Source organism: Pseudomonas sp. BN515 (assembly GCF_029873155.1).
Lineage (GTDB): Bacteria > Pseudomonadota > Gammaproteobacteria > Pseudomonadales > Pseudomonadaceae > Metapseudomonas.
This window is the reverse complement of the sequence record NZ_SSOH01000032.1, coordinates 1-21,289: the sequence shown is the minus strand read 5'-3', so window position 1 is coordinate 21,289 and position 21,289 is coordinate 1. Positions and strand designations below refer to the sequence as shown.

General features: G+C 56.1%; 14 protein-coding genes. 4 read left to right on the top strand and 10 right to left on the bottom strand.

All coding sequences use genetic code 11. The annotated features are described in order from the left end of the window. From E8E91_RS09595 to E8E91_RS09575, 5 genes are all read right to left on the bottom strand, one after another. Positions 1 to 1,146 (bottom strand): LLM class flavin-dependent oxidoreductase (locus E8E91_RS09595; RefSeq protein WP_179057997.1); only part of this gene is annotated, 1,146 nt, incomplete at its 3' end. A gap of 210 nt (positions 1,147 to 1,356) precedes the next feature. Then, entirely contained in the window at positions 1,357 to 3,810 is a 2,454-nt protein-coding gene (locus E8E91_RS09590) for an MMPL family transporter (protein ID WP_179059746.1), read from the bottom strand. 6 nt (positions 3,811 to 3,816) lie between these two features. Further along, entirely contained in the window at positions 3,817 to 4,926 is a 1,110-nt protein-coding gene (locus E8E91_RS09585; RefSeq protein ID WP_179059747.1) for a YCF48-related protein, read from the bottom strand. Between the two features lie 148 nt (positions 4,927 to 5,074). Beyond that, complete coding sequence (locus E8E91_RS09580) at positions 5,075 to 6,478, bottom strand: DUF1329 domain-containing protein (RefSeq protein WP_179059748.1); 1,404 nt, start codon at positions 6,476 to 6,478, stop codon at positions 5,075 to 5,077. 92 nt (positions 6,479 to 6,570) lie between these two features. Next, entirely contained in the window at positions 6,571 to 8,211 is a 1,641-nt protein-coding gene (locus E8E91_RS09575; RefSeq protein ID WP_179059749.1) for a DUF1302 family protein, read from the bottom strand. A gap of 1,324 nt (positions 8,212 to 9,535) precedes the next feature. Here E8E91_RS09575 and E8E91_RS09570 point away from each other — a divergent pair. The 4 genes from E8E91_RS09570 (at position 9,536) to E8E91_RS09555 (ending at position 15,000) form a co-directional block, all read left to right on the top strand. Continuing rightward, the gene (locus E8E91_RS09570; RefSeq protein WP_179059750.1) at positions 9,536 to 9,997 is read left to right on the top strand and encodes a nuclear transport factor 2 family protein; all 462 of its coding nucleotides are present in this window, start codon (positions 9,536 to 9,538) and stop codon (positions 9,995 to 9,997) included. Between the two features lies 1 nt (position 9,998). Further along, complete coding sequence (locus E8E91_RS09565; RefSeq protein WP_179059751.1) at positions 9,999 to 10,865, top strand: enoyl-CoA hydratase-related protein; 867 nt, start codon at positions 9,999 to 10,001, stop codon at positions 10,863 to 10,865. 5 nt (positions 10,866 to 10,870) lie between these two features. Further along, positions 10,871 to 11,641, top strand: coding sequence for an enoyl-CoA hydratase-related protein (locus E8E91_RS09560; protein WP_179059752.1), 771 nt, complete (start codon positions 10,871 to 10,873; stop codon positions 11,639 to 11,641). A 68-nt stretch (positions 11,642 to 11,709) separates the two neighbouring features. Next, complete coding sequence (locus E8E91_RS09555) at positions 11,710 to 15,000, top strand: carboxyl transferase domain-containing protein (RefSeq protein ID WP_179059753.1); 3,291 nt, start codon at positions 11,710 to 11,712, stop codon at positions 14,998 to 15,000. A 1,167-nt stretch (positions 15,001 to 16,167) separates the two neighbouring features. Here the strand turns inward: E8E91_RS09555 and E8E91_RS09550 are convergent. From E8E91_RS09550 to E8E91_RS09530, 5 genes are all read right to left on the bottom strand, one after another. Then, positions 16,168 to 16,821 (bottom strand): carboxymuconolactone decarboxylase family protein, encoded by a 654-nt coding sequence (locus E8E91_RS09550; RefSeq protein WP_179059754.1) that lies wholly within the window; start codon positions 16,819 to 16,821, stop codon positions 16,168 to 16,170. Between the two features lie 82 nt (positions 16,822 to 16,903). After that, positions 16,904 to 18,538 carry an AMP-binding protein gene (locus E8E91_RS09545; RefSeq protein WP_179059755.1) on the bottom strand — a complete coding sequence of 545 codons (1,635 nt, stop codon included), beginning with the start codon at positions 18,536 to 18,538 and terminating at the stop codon, positions 16,904 to 16,906. 152 nt (positions 18,539 to 18,690) lie between these two features. After that, on the bottom strand, positions 18,691 to 19,383 hold the full coding sequence (locus E8E91_RS09540; protein WP_179059756.1) for a riboflavin synthase: 693 nt from the start codon (positions 19,381 to 19,383) through the stop codon (positions 18,691 to 18,693). Between the two features lie 104 nt (positions 19,384 to 19,487). After that, on the bottom strand, positions 19,488 to 20,000 hold the full coding sequence (locus tag E8E91_RS09535) for a flavin reductase family protein (protein ID WP_179059757.1): 513 nt from the start codon (positions 19,998 to 20,000) through the stop codon (positions 19,488 to 19,490). 130 nt (positions 20,001 to 20,130) lie between these two features. After that, on the bottom strand, positions 20,131 to 21,270 hold the full coding sequence (locus E8E91_RS09530; RefSeq protein ID WP_280363646.1) for an LLM class flavin-dependent oxidoreductase: 1,140 nt from the start codon (positions 21,268 to 21,270) through the stop codon (positions 20,131 to 20,133). Positions 21,271 to 21,289: the final 19 nt, after the last annotated feature.

The following is a 21,289-nucleotide window of genomic DNA, read 5'->3' as shown; positions in this document are numbered from 1 at the left end:
CGTGCCTTCGGCATCCTTGGTCGCGAAGCGAGGAGCCACCAGGCTGGCAAACTTTTCCAGTTCCTCGTTGTTCTGCTCCGGGTCCAGGTGACCCTGACCGAACATCAGGAACAGCTCGTTGAAGCCCAGGCGGTCGTGGGCGCGGCCGATCTGATCGGCGATCTCGTCAGCCGAGCCGATCAGCACGTTCGGCATTTTCTGGCCGAACGGAATGAACCACTTGTCCCAGAACCACTTATGCTCGGCCATCAACTGCTTGGCCTTGTCCTTGTCATCGGTCAGCATCAGGAAACCGCCCCAGGCAGCAACATCCTCACGGGCAACCTCCCGCTCGTGCTGGCGTGCGGTATCGGCATAGCGGGTCCACAGGGCATCGCAAAAGTCCAGGTCGGAAGCCAGCACGATTGGCTTGCCGCCTTCCCGGGCCCACATGTCGACGGTGCGCATGCTGCCGGCAAAGCCGCCGTAAATTTTCGGGTGGGGACTCTGGTAGCACTTCGGCGCAATGCCGATCTGGCGCACGATGCCATCTGCATCCATGCCCTTGCCCATGCTGGCATAGGCCGGGTGACCGGCAGAGCCGCCATTTGGCGGGAACTCCCAGTGTTTGCCCTTGTGGCTAAACACGTCATTGGCCCAGGCCTTCTTGATGACCTGCAGCGACTCCTCGAAGACTTCGCGGTTCAGCGCATCTTGCTCGTCGCGGGCCTTGGCGTTGTCCGGCGTAGTGGCGCTGACACCCGGACGCGCAGCATAGGAGTCGACCCAGCGCGCATGGTAGCCACGGGTGAAACCAACCATCAGGCGCCCTTGGAGCATGTGGTCAAGGGTGGCGATTTCTTCGGCGATACGCACCGGGTTATGGGTCGGCAGGGTGTACCCCATGATGCCGGCCTTCATCCGCTTGGAATGCAGGCCCACATAGAGACTGAACATGCCGGGATGGTTGTTGATCTCAAAACCTTCGATCTGCAGGTGGTGCTCAGGCTGGCAATAGCCTGCATAACCAAGCTCATCCGCCAGACGAACGTAATCACGCACTTCGGATAGAAAGCGCTGATACAACTCAGGACGCTGCCCAGCCATACCCGCTTCCAGCTCATAACGACGACCGATTACACCTGTTTGCATCAAATGAAACTTCATTGCGCCTCCTCGGTTCCTGCTGTGGCTCGTATCGATTGACTATCAGACAACCAAACACCGGATGTCAACATTCATGTTGATTTGCAGGGCAAAAAAAAACGCCCAAACCTTTATCGCTGAACGCCCGGACAAGGGCGGGCACGTTGCTTTTGACGTGTCCGCCCCCTTAGACGCCTGCTACAGCCAGCAGCGGCTAATCCTCCTGACAGCTCACAGGGTCGACATTTGGGCGACGTGCTTAGTTACAAGATCGCTATCTGATTCGACCCCAACGGAGTCTTCGGGCTCAACCTTATTAGGTGCCAGCAAATAAGCGGACAGCGCCGGGACCATAATCAGTGCCGCAAGCATATTTCCGAGGAACATGAAGGCCAGCAGCAGGCCCATGTCGGCTTGGAACTTGATCGGAGACCATATCCAGGTACCCACCGCTGCTGTCAAGGTAACACCTACCAGCAGCACCACCTGCCCGGTAGACGCCAGCGCACTGGTGTAAGCTCCCTTGACCGACATACCCTGACGCTGAAACGCTAGGAATACAGTCAGCATGTAAAGCGCGTAATCCACGCCGATCCCCACACCCAGCGCTACTACTGGCAAGGTAGCCACCTTGAGTCCGATTCCCAGCAGGACCATCAACGATTTGGATAGAATGGTCACGACAATCAGCGGCAGAATCGCCACCAGCACGGCACGCCAGCTACGGAAAGTTATCCAGCAGAGCAGAACTACTGCTGCGTAAACTAGTACTTCCATCTCGAAGCTGGCTTTTTCCACTGCTTGATTAGTGGCAGCTTCCACACCAGCGTTGCCGCCGGCCAGCAGGAATTTCCGATCTTCATTGTTATTTTCGGCGGCAAACGCCTCAACAACCTGCGTCAAGCGCTGCAGGGTTTCGGCATTGTGATTGCTCAGATAGACAATGATCGGTGCCACTGTACGAGAATCGTTGATCAGCCCTGGACGTGCGGTAAACACGTTGTCTACCGCGTCATTGGTGATATAGCGGCTACGACTGATGGTGTACCACTTGGGCGAGCCCTCAAAGCCTGCCGGAGTGAGCCTGCGAGCCATGCTGGCTGCGGATTCGGTGATCTGCACACCAGGCAAGTCACTCAGCTGCTGTTCCAGCCGATCAATTTGCAACAGGGTTTCAAAGTTACCTAGGCCACCCTCCGGCGTCGTCACAATCACCGCAAACATATCTTTCGACAAACCGTAGTTTTCGCGGATGTAATTTACATCTTTGTTATAAATTGAATCCGCGCGTAACTCGGAGGCACCGGTCCCGGAATCACCAATGCTTATCTTCTGACCATGGATGAAACTAGCAGTTGTGATAATTGCCACGCTGATCAGCACCAAGCGGGCAACGCGCTTTTCAGCAAGATCACCGAGCCACCTGACCATAAGGTGCTCGCCGTGCAGAACCTTCGAAGCGCGCTGGGCCGCGCGGGCACTGATACCGGTGAAGGACAGTACCACTGGAATGAGCAGCAAGTTGGTGATGATCAGCGCCGCGACACCAACAGTGGCTTGTAGGGCCAAATCACGGATAGCAGGAATATCGATCACCGAGATCACGGCAAAACCTAAGGCATCGGCTACCAGCGCCACAAAGCCAGCCAGACACAGCCGCCTATAGGTCATTCGCGCAGCCACATAGCGATCGGCACCCTCGCCGATGTCCTGAATGATGCCACTCATCATCTGCGAGCCATGGGACACACCGATGGCGAAAACCAGGAAAGGCACGAGTACCGAAAAGGGGTCCAGCACAAAGCCGAACAGTTGCATGATCCCCAACTGCCAGATCACCCCAATCAGCGAAGTGCCAACCACGATTAAGGTACTGGTCAAGCAACGCGAATACCAGTAAACGATGACCGATACGACCGCGGCAGCCACAACAAAATAACTGAGCACTTCCATAAGGCCGGAAATCAAGTCACCGACCAGTTTGGCGAAACCGATGACATGGAGTTCGACGCCCCGGCTCTGGAATTCTGCGTTGATTGCATTGATGCTGTCTGTAAAAGCCTTATAGTCAAGAAGTTGACCAGTTACCGGGTCCCGCTCCATCAAGGGCACGAACATCGCGCTGGAGCGCTCGTTCATAGCTACAAGGGAGCCTTTCAACCCGGCCTTCTCGACGTTGGCACGAAGCTGCTCAAGGCTTTTGGGCGAGCCGTCATAATCCGGTGGCATGACCGGACCGCCGTCAAAGCCCTCTGCGGTTACCGCGGTCCAGCGCACCGAGGCCATCCACAGGGATTGTACGAATGCCCGGTCGACTCCATTGATCAGGAACACCCTGTCATTGAGCTCGCTCAGCGTCTTTTGATACTCGGCGTCGTAGATAGACCCATTCTTGTTCTCCACCACCACTGTAACTGCGTTACCTAGACTGCGCAGGTTATTTGCAAAGGCGCGGTAGTTCTGGATGTACTCATGGGATGAGGGCATCATTTTTTCAAAACTTGCGTTTACACCAAGCTTCGCACTCTGAAAACCGAAACAGAGCGTTACAAAAACTCCGACCAGAAGAAACAATATGCGATTGTTAAAAAACAGCCGCTCGTGAAAGGCTCCTGATGAGCGGTCAAACGTGCCGGCAGTCACATCCGAACCAGGCCCTGCTGCAGCTTTATTATTACTTAACATCTGACATTACTCCTGAGACGTGACTCTGGTCATCTTGTGATCCACCAGCGAAACCTTCGAAAGCCCCTGCAAGTCAGTAACGAGCAACTCACGATCCGATACTTCGAGAATCGAAGTGAAACTAACGGGTGTGCCGGAGTCGATCACCTCAAGATTGGCAAAGTTCTTGTCACTAATGATTAACTTGCCAGATTGACTGGCAAATATATAACCCTTGCCATCGGCCCGTCTGAAAGCATCGTTGATGGTTGAGCCCTGCAGATCCTTGACTTCCGCCCATGTATTGCCTCGATCTGTACTGCGGTACGCCGCCCCGCCCACGCCATAAGCGATGATCAGCCCATTAGCGCCGGTAATTCCGGTAAAGCTACCGGAATACCCGGTTTCAATAATTTCGAAAAACTGCCGCTCAGCATTCAACCTGAACAACACTCCACGCTCGCTGCCGATAAAGACATCATCACCAACGCCTACGACGCTAGTGAGGTGAAAACCGGATTCATTGGCAATGCGGTCCGTCCATGGTGTCCAAGTCTTGCCACCATCATCAGTGCGCGCAATGTTTCCGAATCCACCTACGGCAAAACCGGTCAACTCGTCACGAAACCAGACATCGAGAAAGGGTAAGGCCGGACCATCTCGATAATTGAGCTCGGTGAGTTCAAGGGCCTTCTCAACGCTGCTGTCGCCCTGTTTGAGACGCTTACTGTAGTATTTGATGAACTGCTCGCTGGCCATTCGACCATCAAGCTGCTTGACCCATGTGGCGCCGCCATCAGTAGTGGCGAGAATCACGCCATCATGCCCAACTGCCCAACCTTTTGACTCGTTGACCATATCAATGGCAACTAAGTCGCTCTGTATAGGAACCTGGGCTTGAGCCCACTTCCCTCCCCCATCATTGGAATACAGAATCAAGCCTCGCGGCCCAACCACGACTAATGTATGCCCGCTTTTCGCACTGTCAATAAAGGGCTTATTCAGAGGCTTTTTCTGTTCAATGGCGCCATAATCCAGAGGATCTTTGAAATCGGCCATTGATGATGAAGCCAACACGAACAAAACCACAAAAGGAAGGACAAACACCCTGAGCAGCTTATTCAATTTATTTTTCATACGGGGTTCTCTTCTTTGCTTAAGCAAAGCCATTGGTGCACGAAAGACTTTCAGAAAACTCACACAGTAAGCAGAAGTGAACTCGATTACTTACAAGAAAGCTGGAGCCTAGCGGGGGTTGACACCCCCGCCAGAAGTCCTTCAGCTGTTAACGAACACCCTGAGCTTCAACTGCACGCGGAGTAAGTGCAATACGCAAACCGTCCATAGCAGTATAGGAACGGTTCCAGTAGCCAGGCTGTGAAGCACCGGCATTGATCAGCATGTAGTTGCCTGAAACCAGGTCATTGAAAGCCCACGTGTTGTTATTAACTCCACCTACGTCGTAGGTCGGGAAACTCTCGATGAAACCGTTTTTCCAGAGCTTACCGGCATTATCGTAGGTTTCCAGAGCAACAATCTGCCAGCTATCTTCGTCGATATAGAAGCGGCGCTTGCTATATACATGGCGGGCACCTGGCTTACGATCGGCCTCGACAATCCATACCCGATGTTTTTCGAAACGCAGGGCTTCCGGAGCCAAGTGCTCCTTACCAAGTGCGTCACGCGGATTGACGTCCTGAGTCAGGGTATAGGCGTTGTAGGGTACGAACCTTTCCTCCTTACCGACCAACTTGAAGTCAAAGCGATCCATGCGGCCGACGAAGCCGAAGAGCTCGTCCCACATCAGTACGCCACCGTAAGAACTGATCGGCAGATCGTAGGCAAAGTCCGGCGCACGACGTGCACGGCGCTGACCCGGAGTGTAGAACCATACCAGCTGACCACCGTTGTCGGCGGTCGGCAGATAGAAGTTCAGGAAGGTTACGCCCGCGGATTGCGGCGGACTGGTTTGCAGTGCCGAGAACGATAGAATTGCGCCGTTTGACTCCTGACGCAGCTTGCCGCTATGGTCATACCAGGGGCGCATGTGGTACTGGTTTGGGGTGGACAGCACGCTCACACCGCCCTTGGAGTCAACCACGAAGCCCTGGTTGTGCTGGTGCATGATCGCCGGGGCAAAGGACAGCTTGTGGTTCCACATCACCTCATAGCCATTCTTCGGGATCGGGAAGAGAACACCCGGCAAGGGTAGACCGTCAGGCCCCGCCCCCTTAATGCCATCGCCCGTGTTCTCGCCGGTCATTTCGGCAGTCGTCGCATTCACCTGAGTGTTTTTAAGTACCCAGTCTTCATAACGCGCCGAACGGTGGGTTGGGTACACATTGAGCTTGTAGCTGGGATACTTACGCAGCGTAGCCTTAGTACCTTCGGTGAGGAACTGCGAATACTGCTCCATATTGGCGGACGTAATGGAAAACAGAGGCTTCTCATCCTTATAAGGATTGATATAAGTCTGCATCGTGTCCCGGTTGTAGCCAGGAACCGGCTGCAGTCCGCCTGTGTATTCTGGAATGCTACCATCTGCATTACCGGCCTTTTCGGCGCCATGCAGGGTCAGATCCGCACCAAGACGCTTGGCCTCTTCTGCCGATACGGCAGCCAAGGCACTACCTACGAAGCACAGTGCCAGGGCAGGCACCAGCCCGGCAATAATTGTTTTTTTCAGCACGGCTGTCTTCCTTCTTGTGATTATCGGAACAAGTGTGTCTGTAAGGCTTGTAAGTATTACTGGATGCTTGACTCGCTAGGCTGGGCCCTCTTTTAGAACGAGGTGTTGTAGGAAAGCGATACCCAGCCCTTGTCATTCAGACCAGTGGGACCGTTACCACCTGCATATATATCACCGCCAGGTGCACCGTTAACGATGCGACCAGTGGGATTCCAGTAGTAGTCCTGATATTGCAGAGCAAAATAATGCTTTTGGGCCACAGCTGCTTTCACGCCAATAGAGGCAATGACGGAGTCCTCAGCATAAAACCCCCCAGCTGCATAGGCCGGATTTCCGGTAACTCCATACTGGACGAAAATCGGCAGACTTATGTCAGTGGATGGAAGGATTTGCAGCCAGGACGGTTCAAACAGCAGCGCAACTGCAACTGCATTGTCTGTACCACAGCCATCACTCCTGTTACCTTTACAGGCATAACCCTCACCGTTATAGATGTCCTTGTCATGCACTTTAGTCAGATGCGTGTAGGTCACTTCACCGAGGACGGTCGCCGCGTCCCAGAGTGAGTTGCCGGGCAGGCTGATCAAAGAGTTAGCCAACACGTTAACCAAGTCACCTTTCGCCACTTCGGAAGGGAAAACGGATTGCAACGCGGTATCCTGACGATAGTTCACTTCGAAGCCGAGGCTGTTAGCCCCAATCGCGGTCTCGTAGGACATCGCGTACATTTTTGACTTTTCGGCGTACTTCAATTCAACTTGAGGGAAGTTCAGAGTTGCAACAGGTTCCGGCTCGTCGTACTGGCGATAATAAAAGCCAATGCGATCACCATTAGCCCAGGCCGGAGTCCAGTCCAAGCGGACACCGAAGTTGCCGTTGATATCATCTGGATCATCGCTCTTACCAACAACAGCGCCTGGCACTACGCTACCGCCGACATCCGGCCCCTCAAAGAGAATATCGGCAGGCGCCAGATAGGTAGCCCCTTCGGGGAAACGATTGGGACGCCACTCGAGAAAATACTGTGCGGCGATTGACAGTTCATCATTGATATCGAAACTGCCGTAGACCTGCGTACGCGGCAGGATCAACTCTTTGACGGAAGAGCCAGGTTGAGAAAACCCCTTGATGAAGTCAACGGGATGCTGACCGAACGCAATACCGGAGTAACCGAAGAATACTGCGTTACCCCACTGCTGACTGAAGCGACCTAGCCGTACAGATGCGTTGTGGTCAGCGACTTCGAAGTTGCTGAAAACGAAAGCATCAAGCAACTCAGCACCACGGATGTGGTACTTCTTAGTATGGCTGCTGTATTTGCCATCGCTATAGGTCGGCAGGTACCCCGGACGTACTTCGACATCATCGTCGTAAGCAAAATCATTCCAAGCCGAAGCAGACACACGAAAACCATAGTTATCCTGATAGACACCCTGCAACTCGAACAATCCCTGAACACGGTTCGTAACCATTTCCCCGCGATCAAATTTGTGATCGGCGGCGTGGTTATTCGGATTGTTCGCGATACGCGCGTCGCGCCCCTCAACCCTCCAGCCTGCGAGCCACTGCAGGGACGTATCGAAGTTGATCGTCCAGTCCTGGTCGGCCTTCAGAGTGACTGCCTGCGATGCACCAGATGAGAAAATCGTCGCAAGGGCGATCGCTGCTCTCAGCTTCTTTTGACCAAACTGAATCTTGCCAAACCTTGCAATTTCTTTTTGTTGTTTTTGCATTTCTGCTTCTCCTGTCCACGGACCTTTACTGGCCAACAGCACGCCAGCCTGCGCTTCAGTACGTCACCACTCTCCTCTGGATTGCGCCCAACCCCATCGCAACCGTTACCTCACTTTTTCAACTCCGACGTTGATATACCATTCGAGCACCTCCTCGTCAACTCCAGCGTTGATAACTCCCTCTCCCAACGCAATTCAGGTGGGAGATGCCTCTCAGCTGACGGTGGAGCGGTCGCGCTGCCGAGACGCGCAAAGCGTATGAAGGGGGAAGGAAGGCTATGGCGTTAGCTGCCCAAAGGGACATACATCGGGGAATTACTTCATGTAAATCAATGGGTTTATGTGGCTTCCCATAGCTCTCGACCAAACGTTTCCAGCCCAGGCAATTGGCCAAGTGTTTCGTCCTTACCCCCTGGAAGCGAATCATCCAGGCCTTCAGACGACTGTCATAAGCGCAGACCTTCTTGATAAGGTAAGCACCGGCAATACGACGCTTCTGGCGCAAACTACGGCGGTGGCGAGTACCCCCCCTCAGCCCTGGCAGCCCGCAGTGGAGCACTGCGCTATCGATTCGCAGAACCCTGCGCGAGTCGAATAATGGCCGCAAGGCAGCACCTATGTGGTGCGCCATTGACTGCTTCACCAAATAGAAGTCTGCAGGCCGCCCGCTCCGACACTGCGCACGACCAGAACCGGAATCCGTTCAGCGCCAATGCCCTTTCTCATTGCTATGCCACTGCGCTTGCGAGCAGGGCTCGGCAGCTTACGCGGCCCTGAACGATGCCAAGACGAAGACTTCATCGGCCGACGATCCTCAACTCATGTCGTTCGATGCCCTGCAATCAGGCCGAGAAGATGTAAGCACCAGCGGAACGCAGCGCGCTCACGCCACAGAACGCGGCGCCTTACAGACTGACAGGCATTGGCTTAGCGCTTGGACTTAGCGGCCCTCGTAGGCACCGCTCACGCTACAAGCCCATCTGCACCAAGTAGCTGGCATGACAGGCCTCTAGCTCTCGGACACATCGCTACAAGCGCAGAAGCTGGCAGCACTGCCACCAGACACCCGAATAGAACACTTCAGCCTGTCTACTCCACACATGACAGCATAGAAGGAATGACCGGAGGTGCCATTCCCCAGCCACTCAAACACCTCCATCAAGCCCTCCCTACCCGCACCGCCTAACCCCGGCCACAGCATCAGGGATCGTTGCCGCCAAGGGATGCGCGGGCCGCCCCGACAGAAAGCAAGAAATGAAAGTTGACACTCGCGTTGACAAATAAATAGTATCAGTCAACTCTAACGTTGACTGAGGAGAACAACATGACCCAAGAAACCCAGCTGCAACAACTTATCGACACCCAGGCCATTGAGCGCCTGCTGTTCACCTATGCCTTCCATCTCGACATGAATCAGGCAGCCGAGCTGGCTGCCCTATTCACCGAAGACTGTGAGGTCATCTACGGCCCCGGCGGCTTCGGCGCACAGGGACGCGCAGCCTACGCCAAGACTCTTGAAGGCGTTGGCTCCTTCTTCAAAGCCACTAGCCACCATGTATCGAATATCGTCGTCGACTTCACCGGTCCGGACGAAGCCACCGTGCGCTCTGTTCTCTATGCATGGCACCGCTACAACCGTGATATGCCTGACAGCCATGTGTGGGGCCAGTATCACGATGTCATCGTGCGCACGGATGGCAAATGGCAGTTTAAGCGCCGCGAGCTGCGCGTGACCGGCGACAAGGACTTCCATGTGAAGAAAACCCTGCCGATTGGACGCAGCTGATATGAACGCCGCGTCTTCCTACCCGTATGAACACATCCGCATCGAGCACAGGGAGAAAATTTCCTGGCTGATTCTCAATCGGCCTGACAGTGCTAATTCGCTGTCAAACGAATTGCTCGACGAGTTTTCTGATGCCCTTAAGCGTCTCGCAACTGAAGGCGGCCCTGTGATTGGTATACGGGGAGAAGGACGCGGTTTTTCGGCTGGCTACGACATAGGCCAAGTTGGTAAGGCAAACGGCTACGGCAGTCTCGTACCCGATCCGCTCGCTGATCGGGAACGTCTGCGCCGGAATGTGGACCGCTATGTTGCGATGTGGGATCACCCCAAACCGATCATCGCCGCTGTTCACGGGTACTGCATCGCGGGGGCCACACAGATCTGCGTGTATGCGGATATCACCGTTGTGACCGATGACGCCAAGATCGGTGAGCCGACGATCCCGATTGGGGGCGGCTACATTGCCCCCCTCTGGGTACCACTGGTGGGAGCCAAGCGGGCCAAGGAGTTAGCTTTCGTACCTGGCAACAGCATTGATGGGAAAACTGCAGTCGAGTGGGGTTGGGCCAATCATAGCGTGCCCCCAGACCAGCTCATTGAGTGTGTCGAAAGTCTCGCCGAGCGCATTGCCCTGACACCACCCGAAGTTCTGCGAATCAAGAAGCTGTCCATCAACCGTGCCGCCGAAGCGATGGGCTTCCGTTCTGCCGGAGCTGCGGTAGCCGAGATGGACGCACTGCTACACGTGGCGCCCTCGGTGCTGGAAATCAAACAGAAGCTTGCCGAAATAGGTCTGAAGGAGTCGATAAAACTCTACCGCTCAGAGCGGACGACCCCTCTGACCCCGGCGAAAAAAATACAGGAATAAGAGCCATGTCTAACGTCGACTTCTACATTGAAGGCCATACTGCTCACGTACGGCTGAACCGTCCCAAGTCTCTGAACGCCATCAATGGTGATATGGATCAGGCTTTGTTTGAAGCCTGGCATGAAATTAACAACAATCCGGAAGTTTGGGTCGCCGTGCTCTCTGCAGAGGGTGACCGCGCGTTCTGTGTTGGCGGTGATATCAGTGGCGGTACTGAACGTGTATCGCGCATGGCTGTCGGTGGTGGTCTGACCGGTATTGGTGGCCCGCTGGTGAAACTAAAGAAGCCACTGGTTGCCGCTGTTCAGGGTTATGCGCTAGGCGGTGGTTTCGAGCTGGCCTTGTGTGCCGACATCATCGTTGCAGCAGACAATGCTCAATTCGGCCTGCCGGAAACCAAGGCCGGCATTATCGGCGAATGCGGCGTCGTTCACCGCGCAATACGTCAGCTGCCGCAGCGCATTGCCATGGCCATGATCCTGACCGGGGATCGCATGTCCGCCCAGGACGCCTTCAGCTATGGCCTGGTGAATGAAGTGGTCGAGCCGGCCAACCTTGCCGAAGCAGCCATGCGCTGGGCGGAAAAGGTCGCGGCCGCTTCCCCTCTAGCCAACCAAGCCGCCAAAGACGCGGCAATGAGCCGCCTCGACTACCCGCTTGAAGTTGCTCTGGCAACCCGTTTCGAGTCGATCGAGGAATATGCCTCCAGCGAAGATGTACTCGAGGGCCGTAACGCCTTTGTCGAGAAACGTAAAGCGGAATGGAAGGGACGCTAAGTCTACCCAAGTGCACCGGGGCCGGGCGCCAAGCGTTCGGCCTTTTTTTGTATTAAGAAGGGCAAAACATGATCAACAAGCTTCTGATCGCCAATCGCGGAGAGGTGGCCATCCGTATTGCCCGTGCCGCAGCCGACTTAGGTATCAGAAGCGTCGCGGTGTACCCGCAAGATGATGCGCGATGCCTACATACGCGTATTGCCGACCAGGCCATTCCCCTCGAAGGTATTGGCGTAGCGGCCTATCTGGATGTGCAGCAACTGATTTCCCTGGCCTGCCAGCATGGCTGTGATGCCATCCACCCCGGCTACGGCTTCCTCAGTGAACAGCCGGAATTTGCCAGACAATGTGAAGCCGCCAATATCCGCTTTGTCGGCCCGTCTGCGGATGTCCTCGCCAGACTTGGCAACAAGGCCAGTGCCAGAGTGCTGGCCAAGCAGTGCGCAGTTCCGGTTATTCCTGGAACCGACGGCGCAATCGATCTAGAGCAAGCTCGCGCTTTTCTTGCCAATTTGCCAGCGGGAAACCCAGCGCTGCTCAAAGCGATTGCCGGTGGCGGTGGCCGTGGCATGCGAATACTGCGCGATGCCAATCAGCTGGAAGAAGCCTTCCATCAGTGCAGCGCCGAGGCTCTGTCAGCTTTTGGCGATCATGAGCTGTACATCGAGGAAATGGTGGCCCGCGCACAGCATATAGAAGTGCAAGTGATCGGTGACGGCACAGAAGTGAGCCACTTGTGGGAAAGGGAATGCAGCCTGCAACGCAAGCACCAGAAGATGCTGGAAATTGCCCCGAGTCCGTCGCTCAGCAGCGACCTACGCGAAGCACTGATTGATGCCGCACTCAGGTTGGCCCGCACAGTTGGCCTCAGCAGCCTGTGCACCTTCGAATTTCTGCTCGATGAGCAAACCGGTCGCTTCTTCTTCATAGAAGCCAACCCGCGACTGCAGGTGGAACACACCATCACCGAGGCCGTCACCGGGATTGATCTGGTGCAGGCGCAATTGCGCCTGGCCGGCGGCGAGACATTACGCAGCCTGCATCTGCAACAGGCGGACATTCCTCCTGCGCAGGGTTTTGCCATGCAACTACGCATCAATATGGAAAGCATGCAGCCCGACGGCAGTGTACTGCCGAGTGGCGGCACGCTCAGCATCTTCGAGCCGCCGGGCGGCCCCGGCATTCGAGTCGACAGTTTTGGCTACGCCGGGTACAGCATCAATCCCCGCTACGATTCGCTGCTAGCTAAACTGATTGTGCACAGCCCTTCCGGAAGCTTCAGCGAGCTCGCTCAGCGCGTCTATCGCACCCTTTGTCAAACACGCATACAAGGTGTCGAAACCAATATCGAGTTTCTCAAGAACCTGCTTTGCCACCCTGCGGTGGTCGAGAGCCAGGTGTATACCCGCTTTATTGATGAGCACCTGGGGCAGCTAATTCGCAGTCCGAGCCAGAAGCATCCACAGCAGTTCTTTACCGAGTCATCCGGTCCTGCTCCCACAGCACATCCAGATGAGCATTTTCTGGATGGTCTGAGAATGATTACCGCCCCCATGAGCGGCCTGCTGATTGAACTGCATGTCGCCGAGGACCAGCCGGTGCACAAGGGGCAGGCGCTGGCGATGATCGAATCCATGAAGATGCAGCATGTAATCAGCGCGCCAGCTAGCGGGATTATCCGTCGCGTCAGTGTGGACATGCATTCGGCCGTTACCGCAAACCAAGCCCTGCTCTATCTTCAAGAGGCCGATGTCGATTCGATCGATAGCGGATCGCTACACGCGGTTGACCTGGACACGGCCAGAGCGGACCTCTCCGAGGTCCTATCACGCCACGCCCTCGGCCAGGATGCGTCGCGTCCTCAGGCAGTGGCGCGCCGGCATGCAAAAGGCAAGCGCACTGCTCGCGAAAACATAGCAGACCTGTGTGATGCAGACAGTTTCATTGAATATGGGGCCCTTACATTTGCCGCCCAGCGCAGCCGCTTTTCCGAACAGGAACTGGCCATCTCGACACCAGCGGACGGTCTGATCGCAGGGGTTGCCAGCGTCAATGGCAATCAGTTCCAGCCCCCACAAGCCCGGTGCATGGTGCTGGCCTACGACTACACCGTACTGGCCGGCACACAGGGCATCATGAGCCACAAGAAGTTGTCGCGCATGCTCGGTATCGCCAACGAGCTGGAAATTCCCCTGATCATCTATGCCGAGGGGGGAGGCGGCCGGCCAGGGGACAACGACGATGCTACCCGGGCAACCGGGCTGAACATGCCCAGCTTCCTGCAATTTGCCCAGCTCAGTGGTCTGGCTCCGCGCATCAGCATCGTCAGCGGTCGCTGCTTTGCCGGCAATGCAGTGCTGGCCGGCTGCAGTGACATCATCATTGCCACCCGGGATGCCAATATCGGCATGGCTGGTCCAGCAATGATCGAGGGCGCGGGACTGGGTGTGTATGCGCCGGAGGACATTGGCCCGGTCAATCTGCAGGCTAAGAACGGCGTGGTAGATTGTGTGGTTGATGACGAGGCGCAGGCCACCGCGCTAGCCAAAAAGCTGCTGGGTTATTTTCAGGGGTCGCTTGAGCACTGGGAATCTGCTGACCAGCGAGGGTTGCGCCACAGCGTGCCGGACAACCGCCTGCGCTCCTATGACGTGTGGTCCGTGATCGAGACGCTATCGGATAGCGGCTCTGCCATACAGCTGCGCGAGCAGTTTGCCGCCAATATGATCACCGCACTCATACGCATTGAAGGGCGTCCGCTTGGAGTGATAGCCAACAATCCGCAGATCCTCGGTGGGGCCATCGATACCGATGCTGCAGACAAAGCCTCGCGCTTCCTTCAACTCTGTGATGCCTTTGATATGCCAGTGCTCAGCCTGTGCGATACCCCCGGCTTCATGGTCGGTCCGGAGAGCGAGAAAACAGCGCTTGTGCGCCACTCCAGCCGGCTATTCGCAGCAGCCGCGAATATGGCCACGCCGCTATTCAGTCTGATACTGCGCAAGGGCTATGGTCTTGGCGCCATGGCGATGACCGGCGGTTCCTTCCACGCACCGCTGTCCATTGCTTCCTGGCCGACCGGCGAGTTTGGCGGTATGGGTTTTGAAGGCGCGGTCAGACTTGCCTATTGCGACGAATTGGAAGCCATTGCCGACCAGCAGGAACGGAAGACCCTGTTCGACAAGTTGGTCAATGACTATTACCAGCGCGGGAAGGCCAGCAGTGTCGCCGCATCGCTTGAGTTTGATGCCGTCATCGATCCGGCCACATCACGCCAGTGGCTTGCACGTTGCCTGCAGTCGTTAAAGACGGTGGGGCCAAGGCAGGGCAAGAGGCGCCCCTTCATCGACACGTGGTGACGCGAGCGCACTCAGCGCTCTCGCGGCCCGGGCAGCTCAGGCGGCTCAGGCGGCTCAGGCGGCGCCTCGATAACACCTACCGAGGCACTCAGTAGCGGGCGGTGAGGTGAGGTGAGGTGAGGTACTGTGCGGGCAGCACTCAGCAACATAGTCACCTCGCGATTCGGCAAATACAATGTCGAAGAATCGAGCCTTTATTGACCGGCTCATACCCCCAGCCTTAGCGCGTTGACGGTCCAGCCATCCCTGCGAATCGGGGTGGGGTCATCCTTCAGCGGTGGGCAACCGGATCAGCAAATCTTGTCTTGCGGATAGTACCTACGGCGTGCTTTTGCGGATTCCGCGCTGACTCTTCCCCCTTTAACGCGCATCCGAACACCGATTCTGCGACCATTCGGACACTTCTCCGGCAGGTAGTCACACAGGATTTACACCACCATCGGTCACCTTTTTTCGAAGTAAAGATGTCTCCTGGAGCGTTTATCTTATCCGGCTCAAAGGCGAGTCGATGCGCAAGTAGCCGCGGAGATTGACGCCGCCGGGCAGCTACGACAAACGATGCCAACCCTGCGTCGCTGCGCACAGACTGCCTGTCAGAATGATTGTGGAACAGATGTCCGGATCAGCGCGGGCTGAGTGTCCGAATGGCGTGGAATCCACAATTCCAGTGGGATGCGGGCAAACAGGGAAAAACTCCGGCCGCGCTTGCGCTCCACAGTGGTTATGGCAGTCAGCACCCAATGGCTGCTGACCAGCGGAGCTCATCGAAATTGAAAGCAATCTCGCCGAATAACACCCTGTTCGCAGTCCTGAAAAGGCTCATCGATTCATGGGCCTGTGCACCCGCTCATCAAAAGCCAATCAGGCATGCTCTGCCCAGATCGATCCCCAACAAGCATTGCACCGCATCGCCCTAAAGAGGTACATGGTGTGCGGCAGGCTGAATATCCCCTCCCCGAACAGCACAAATGCGCGTGGAACGGCCGTTGACGGCGCAAATGACATGACCTCGCCTTCTTCCGCGTAGGGAACAGATGGCGGTTCAGGTCCGGCGATCACTTCCCTGTGCTTCGATCTACCACCAGAAACCAGCGTCAGACGTCAGTATCTGGGCTTTATTATCGCTGCGCACCTACGGCACCCTCTTCCGCCGTTCCTAACAGTGACTTAGGCGATCCCTCGGTGCAGCGGGGCATCCGCGGCAATCTCCAGAGCTTGCAGAATAGCTTTGCGCCCAACGCCCAACTGCACTGCATTGGCCAGGTGCAGGCGCAGCCCCGGCATGAAGCGATGCGATGGTGCGGCATCCACCGCCAAGGAAATCAGCTCCTTGAGGTACGCACGCAGTGCCGCGGTTTTCCAGGGCACCGCGCAGTATTTGAAGAATGCCTCAAAGGCCTCGGGCGACTGACGGAGCAGCGCGTCCAGAAAACCGGGCACCTGCTGCTCCATGCTGCCCCAGAACGGGTCATCACCGACATACTGATCCCAAAGCTGCTGGCGCAGGCTATCCAGCGGCGCGCTGATGGACAGATCGCCCCGCTCACGCAAAACCGCGGCCACAGTAGACGAGCCCACCATAAGGGTGTGCACTCCTAGGCCAGAGACCAGCACCAGTACTTCATGCACCTGTGCCGCGCTCGCACCGGCATCCAATGCCCGCCGCACATAGTCTTGCGTCCCCTGCATATCCAGGGCCGAAGGTGAGATTCGGACCGCAAGGCCAATTAGCGCGGCGTCCCGATCAGATAACGGCTCGCCGTCCAGCACGGACTCGAGAAAGCCCTCTGCGTAGGTTCCGATCTCTTCGAGTGTCAACATTCGCTACTCTGCTCCATATCCAGATACTCCGTTCGGTTCTGCTACGATCAGGTTGCAACAGCGCCCGTCGCTACGCTGCGGCCTAGTCGGTCAGCATGCTGCGCAGTGCACGCTTGTTAACCTTGGTTGCTGACATAGGCCAGGTACCCGGCTCAACGAAATGCACAGCCCGAGGGATCTTGTAGTTAGCGATATTTCCTTTACAGAAGGCGATCAGCTCTTCAGCTTCGACAGTCTTGCCCGGCTTAAGCTCGACGAAAGCCACCGGCACTTCGTCCAGGCGCGGATCAGGCTTGCCAACCACTTCCGCAATGGCCACGCAGGGATGCTCACAGAGGTAAGATTCGATCTCGATAGCTGCGACGTTTTCACCGCCGACCTTGAGCATATCCTTGAGGCGACCGTTGAATACCAGGCTGCCGTCCTCAGTGCGCAAATAGAGGTCGCCGGTATGCAACCACCTATCTTTGTCCAAAGTGTCAGCGGTCTTCACTGGGTCGCGATAGTAGCCTTCCATTATGCAGAAGCCGCGCACCAGAATTTCACCTACTTCGCCAGGTGCGGCATCGCCGTTTCCATCAAGACTGGCAACGCGTACCTCCATTCCAACCGCAGGACGCCCCTGAGTGTTGGCGCGCTGTTCTGCCGTTTCGTCGGCGTCGGTCAGAGCAAAGATACCGGCAGTCTCGGTCATGCCGCAGGCTTGGAAGAGCTCAGCGTCCGGAAAGGTCTTCTGAACCGTTTTGACCAGAGCAGGAGGGCCGATCAGCATAATCTTGCGCAGCGACCTCAGTTTGCCGACATCAAAATCAGGGTGATCAAGCAGGCCCTGTACGATGGCGGGGAACCAAGGCCAAGCCATGCTCACCCCTTCCCTTTCCATCAAGGCAATGGCTCGCCCGGGCTCAAAAAAGGTATCGGTTAGGTACGTGCCAAGGGTTCCAATCACGCCGAGGAAGGGAGCGATCGCTGCAATGTGGAACAGCGGACCTGGGTTCCAGGCAACATGGTGTTCGTCTGTGGCAAACCGTGAACGGGCACGCTGCACCGAGCCGCGTACAATGGCTTCATGGGTCAGCATGCAGCCCTTGGGGTTGGCCGTTGTGCCAGAGGTGTAGACCAACAGTGCCAGATCGCGAATACGCACGCGCAAGCGAGCCTCATGCACCTGGTTCGCATTGATGCTCTGTGCCAAACGATCGAATTCCGAACGTCCGACAAACCCCTTACGGCACTCGCCCTTGAGCAACACGGTACTACGCAGGCAGGGTACTTCTGGCAGGACCAAGGCTGCCGGGTTCTCAGCCTTAGATAATGAGGGCAATGCATCGCAGAACAGCGCAGTGAAATTGGTGTACTCGCTGTCGTCTGCAGTAGTCAGCAAAGCGACAAGGTTGGCGTTTTCGATGATATAGCCAATCTCGCTGGCCTTGTGCCGGGCATTGATCGGCACCGCTACACACCCGAGCATCACCGCGCCGAGAAAACCTTCAATGAATTCAGGGCTGTTGGCGGACATCAGCCCAACATGCTGACCGGGACGAACTCCAAGAGCTATAAGACCGCGGGCCACCTGTATGGCGTTGTCACACAACTGCCGGTAGGTGCGTCTTTCCTCAGGGAAAACGACCGCATCCCGTGCTGGCTGCAAATGCGCCCCTCGTACGATGAGGTCGCCTATTGGGGAAACCTCAAACCATTCTGTTGTTTTTGTCATTGAGCGTCCTCCACTACGGACAGAAGGCAGTTGTTACTCTGGCAGCCTTCTGCACGCTTTTAATTATGTGCTCGGCACCGTTTAAATACCAAAAGATGGTACCGCGATCGACAAAAGTCAACAACAACGTTGATCAATTGCTGGGCAGAATTTCACACTGCCGGCGCATCATGAGTTGCCTGATTCAGCCCGCATTTACAAACACTTGCAAAGTTCCAAGGGGGCCCACCCTCTCCGCCCGGTCTTTCATGCTGACGACCGGCCAGAAGGCGTTCTAGATACCGTGCAATCAGGTCAACTTCGAGGTTGACCTGCTGGCCGATTTGGTAGTTGGACATGATGGTCATTTGCATGGTGTGCGGCACTATATTCAGATCAAAGCAGTCGACTGCCACCGCGTTGACCGTCAAACTGACACCATCTACGGTAATCGAGCCTTTTTCCGCAATATAGTGGGTGAGCGCTGCAGGCGCCTGGATGCGAATCAGCCATGAGCGCGCGTCACGTGACAGCGAAACCACCTTGCCGAGTCCGTCGACATGTCCACTGACCAAATGACCGCCCAACCGCGAGTCCGCCCTAAGCGCTTTTTCCAGATTGACACGATCGCCGTGTCGCAGCCCCGCCAGACTGCTGCGGCTAAGCGTTTCCTGGCTGACATCAGCCCAGAAACCATCCTGCAGCAAACTGACGACTGTCAGACAGATACCGTTGACCGCGACACTTTCCCCTAGCGCCATACCACTCAAATCCATCGTCCCAGTCAGAACGAAGACCCTCAGATCACCATTGCAGGGCTCGATCAAGCCTATCAAACCAACCGCTTCAATAATTCCGGTAAACATTACTCGCACCTAGATTACGCGACTCAAACGAGTTTCGCGCAATCTTGCCAAGGTTCGGCCGAGCCTTGCGCATAACCGACATGCAGCAACTTGCTAGTTTCAATTTACAGCGATGCAAAACCACCATATCCGCCACGGTAGAAAAGCAGAGCAGAATCTTGGGACTCGATTTGCAACTCACGAACTGCACCAATGACGATATAGTGATCACCTGCTTCCTGAACGGAATGTAAGTCACAATCGATCCAGGCCACCACGCCCGCAAGCACTGGGGAGCCATTGTTTGATAGCTCGTATTCCAGCCCGGCAAATTTATCTTCCGCTTTGGAAGCAAAGCGCTTACAGACACCCAGTTGCTGATTACTTAGCACATTGACGCAGAACTTACCGGCACACTCAATCTTCGGCCAACTGGTGGAACTGCGATCGGGCAGAAACGCCACCAAAGGAGGATTAAGCGATACCGAGGTGAACGACCCAACTGCCATACCCGACACCCTACCGTCCTGATCCATCGCAGTAATGGCACATACGCCGGTGGGATATTGGCCCAGAACGGTTCTGAACCATTGCGGATCGATCGCGTCTCGTACGTTCTCTGTGGTGACGTCACTCATGATGCAACTCCAGATAAATTCGCGTTGCGTTCACCCTTAATACCTTCACGGCATCTCGGGCTGATCAGGTCGTTACAATCGAAGCAGGTAGGACTAGTTCCGACCTGCTTCAACTGTGCACTGGCCAGTGTTAAACCAGCGTGCCTTCGGCATCCTTGGTCGCGAAGCGAGGAGCCACCAGGCTGGCAAACTTTTCCAGTTCCTCGTTGTTCTGCTCCGGGTCCAGGTGACCCTGACCGAACATCAGGAACAGCTCGTTGAAGCCCAGGCGGTCGTGGGCGCGGCCGATCTGATCGGCGATCTCGTCAGCCGAGCCGATCAGCACGTTCGGCATTTTCTGGCCGAACGGAATGAACCACTTGTCCCAGAACCACTTATGCTCGGCCATCAACTGCTTGGCCTTGTCCTTGTCATCGGTCAGCATCAGGAAACCGCCCCAGGCAGCAACATCCTCACGGGCAACCTCCCGCTCGTGCTGGCGTGCGGTATCGGCATAGCGGGTCCACAGGGCATCGCAAAAGTCCAGGTCGGAAGCCAGCACGATTGGCTTGCCGCCTTCCCGGGCCCACATGTCGACGGTGCGCATGCTGCCGGCAAAGCCGCCGTAAATTTTCGGGTGGGGACTCTGGTAGCACTTCGGCGCAATGCCGATCTGGCGCACGATGCCATCTGCATCCATGCCCTTGCCCATGCTGGCATAGGCCGGGTGACCGGCAGAGCCGCCATTTGGCGGGAACTCCCAGTGTTTGCCCTTGTGGCTAAACACGTCATTGGCCCAGGCCTTCTTGATGACCTGCAGCGACTCCTCGAAGACTTCGCGGTTCAGCGCATCTTGCTCGTCGCGGGCCTTGGCGTTGTCCGGCGTAGTGGCGCTGACACCCGGACGCGCAGCATAGGAGTCGACCCAGCGCGCATGGTAGCCACGGGTGAAACCAACCATCAGGCGCCCTTGGAGCATGTGGTCAAGGGTGGCGATTTCTTCGGCGATACGCACCGGGTTATGGGTCGGCAGGGTGTACCCCATGATGCCGGCCTTCATCCGCTTGGAATGCAGGCCCACATAGAGACTGAACATGCCGGGATGGTTGTTGATCTCAAAACCTTCGATCTGCAGGTGGTGCTCAGGCTGGCAATAGCCTGCATAACCAAGCTCATCCGCCAGACGAACGTAATCACGCACTTCGGATAGAAAGCGCTGATACAACTCAGGACGCTGCCCAGCCATACCCGCTTCCAGCTCATAACGACGACCGATTACACCTGTTTGCATCAAATGAAACTTCATTGCG

What these genes read in the sequence shown, in the direction of transcription:
- E8E91_RS09590 (WP_179059746.1), bottom strand. Translation starts at nt 3,810, where the DNA reads ATGTTAAGTAATAATAAAGCTGCAGCAGGGCCTGGTTCGGATGTGACT.
- E8E91_RS09585 (WP_179059747.1), bottom strand. Translation starts at nt 4,926, where the DNA reads ATGAAAAATAAATTGAATAAGCTGCTCAGGGTGTTTGTCCTTCCTTTT.
- E8E91_RS09575 (WP_179059749.1), bottom strand. Translation starts at nt 8,211, where the DNA reads ATGCAAAAACAACAAAAAGAAATTGCAAGGTTTGGCAAGATTCAGTTT.
- E8E91_RS09570 (WP_179059750.1), top strand. Translation starts at nt 9,536, where the DNA reads ATGACCCAAGAAACCCAGCTGCAACAACTTATCGACACCCAGGCCATT.
- E8E91_RS09565 (WP_179059751.1), top strand. Translation starts at nt 9,999, where the DNA reads ATGAACGCCGCGTCTTCCTACCCGTATGAACACATCCGCATCGAGCAC.
- E8E91_RS09560 (WP_179059752.1), top strand. Translation starts at nt 10,871, where the DNA reads ATGTCTAACGTCGACTTCTACATTGAAGGCCATACTGCTCACGTACGG.
- E8E91_RS09555 (WP_179059753.1), top strand. Translation starts at nt 11,710, where the DNA reads ATGATCAACAAGCTTCTGATCGCCAATCGCGGAGAGGTGGCCATCCGT.
- E8E91_RS09550 (WP_179059754.1), bottom strand. Translation starts at nt 16,821, where the DNA reads ATGTTGACACTCGAAGAGATCGGAACCTACGCAGAGGGCTTTCTCGAG.
- E8E91_RS09545 (WP_179059755.1), bottom strand. Translation starts at nt 18,538, where the DNA reads ATGACAAAAACAACAGAATGGTTTGAGGTTTCCCCAATAGGCGACCTC.
- E8E91_RS09540 (WP_179059756.1), bottom strand. Translation starts at nt 19,383, where the DNA reads ATGTTTACCGGAATTATTGAAGCGGTTGGTTTGATAGGCTTGATCGAG.
- E8E91_RS09535 (WP_179059757.1), bottom strand. Translation starts at nt 20,000, where the DNA reads ATGAGTGACGTCACCACAGAGAACGTACGAGACGCGATCGATCCGCAA.
- E8E91_RS09530 (WP_280363646.1), bottom strand. Translation starts at nt 21,270, where the DNA reads ATGCAAACAGGTGTAATCGGTCGTCGTTATGAGCTGGAAGCGGGTATG.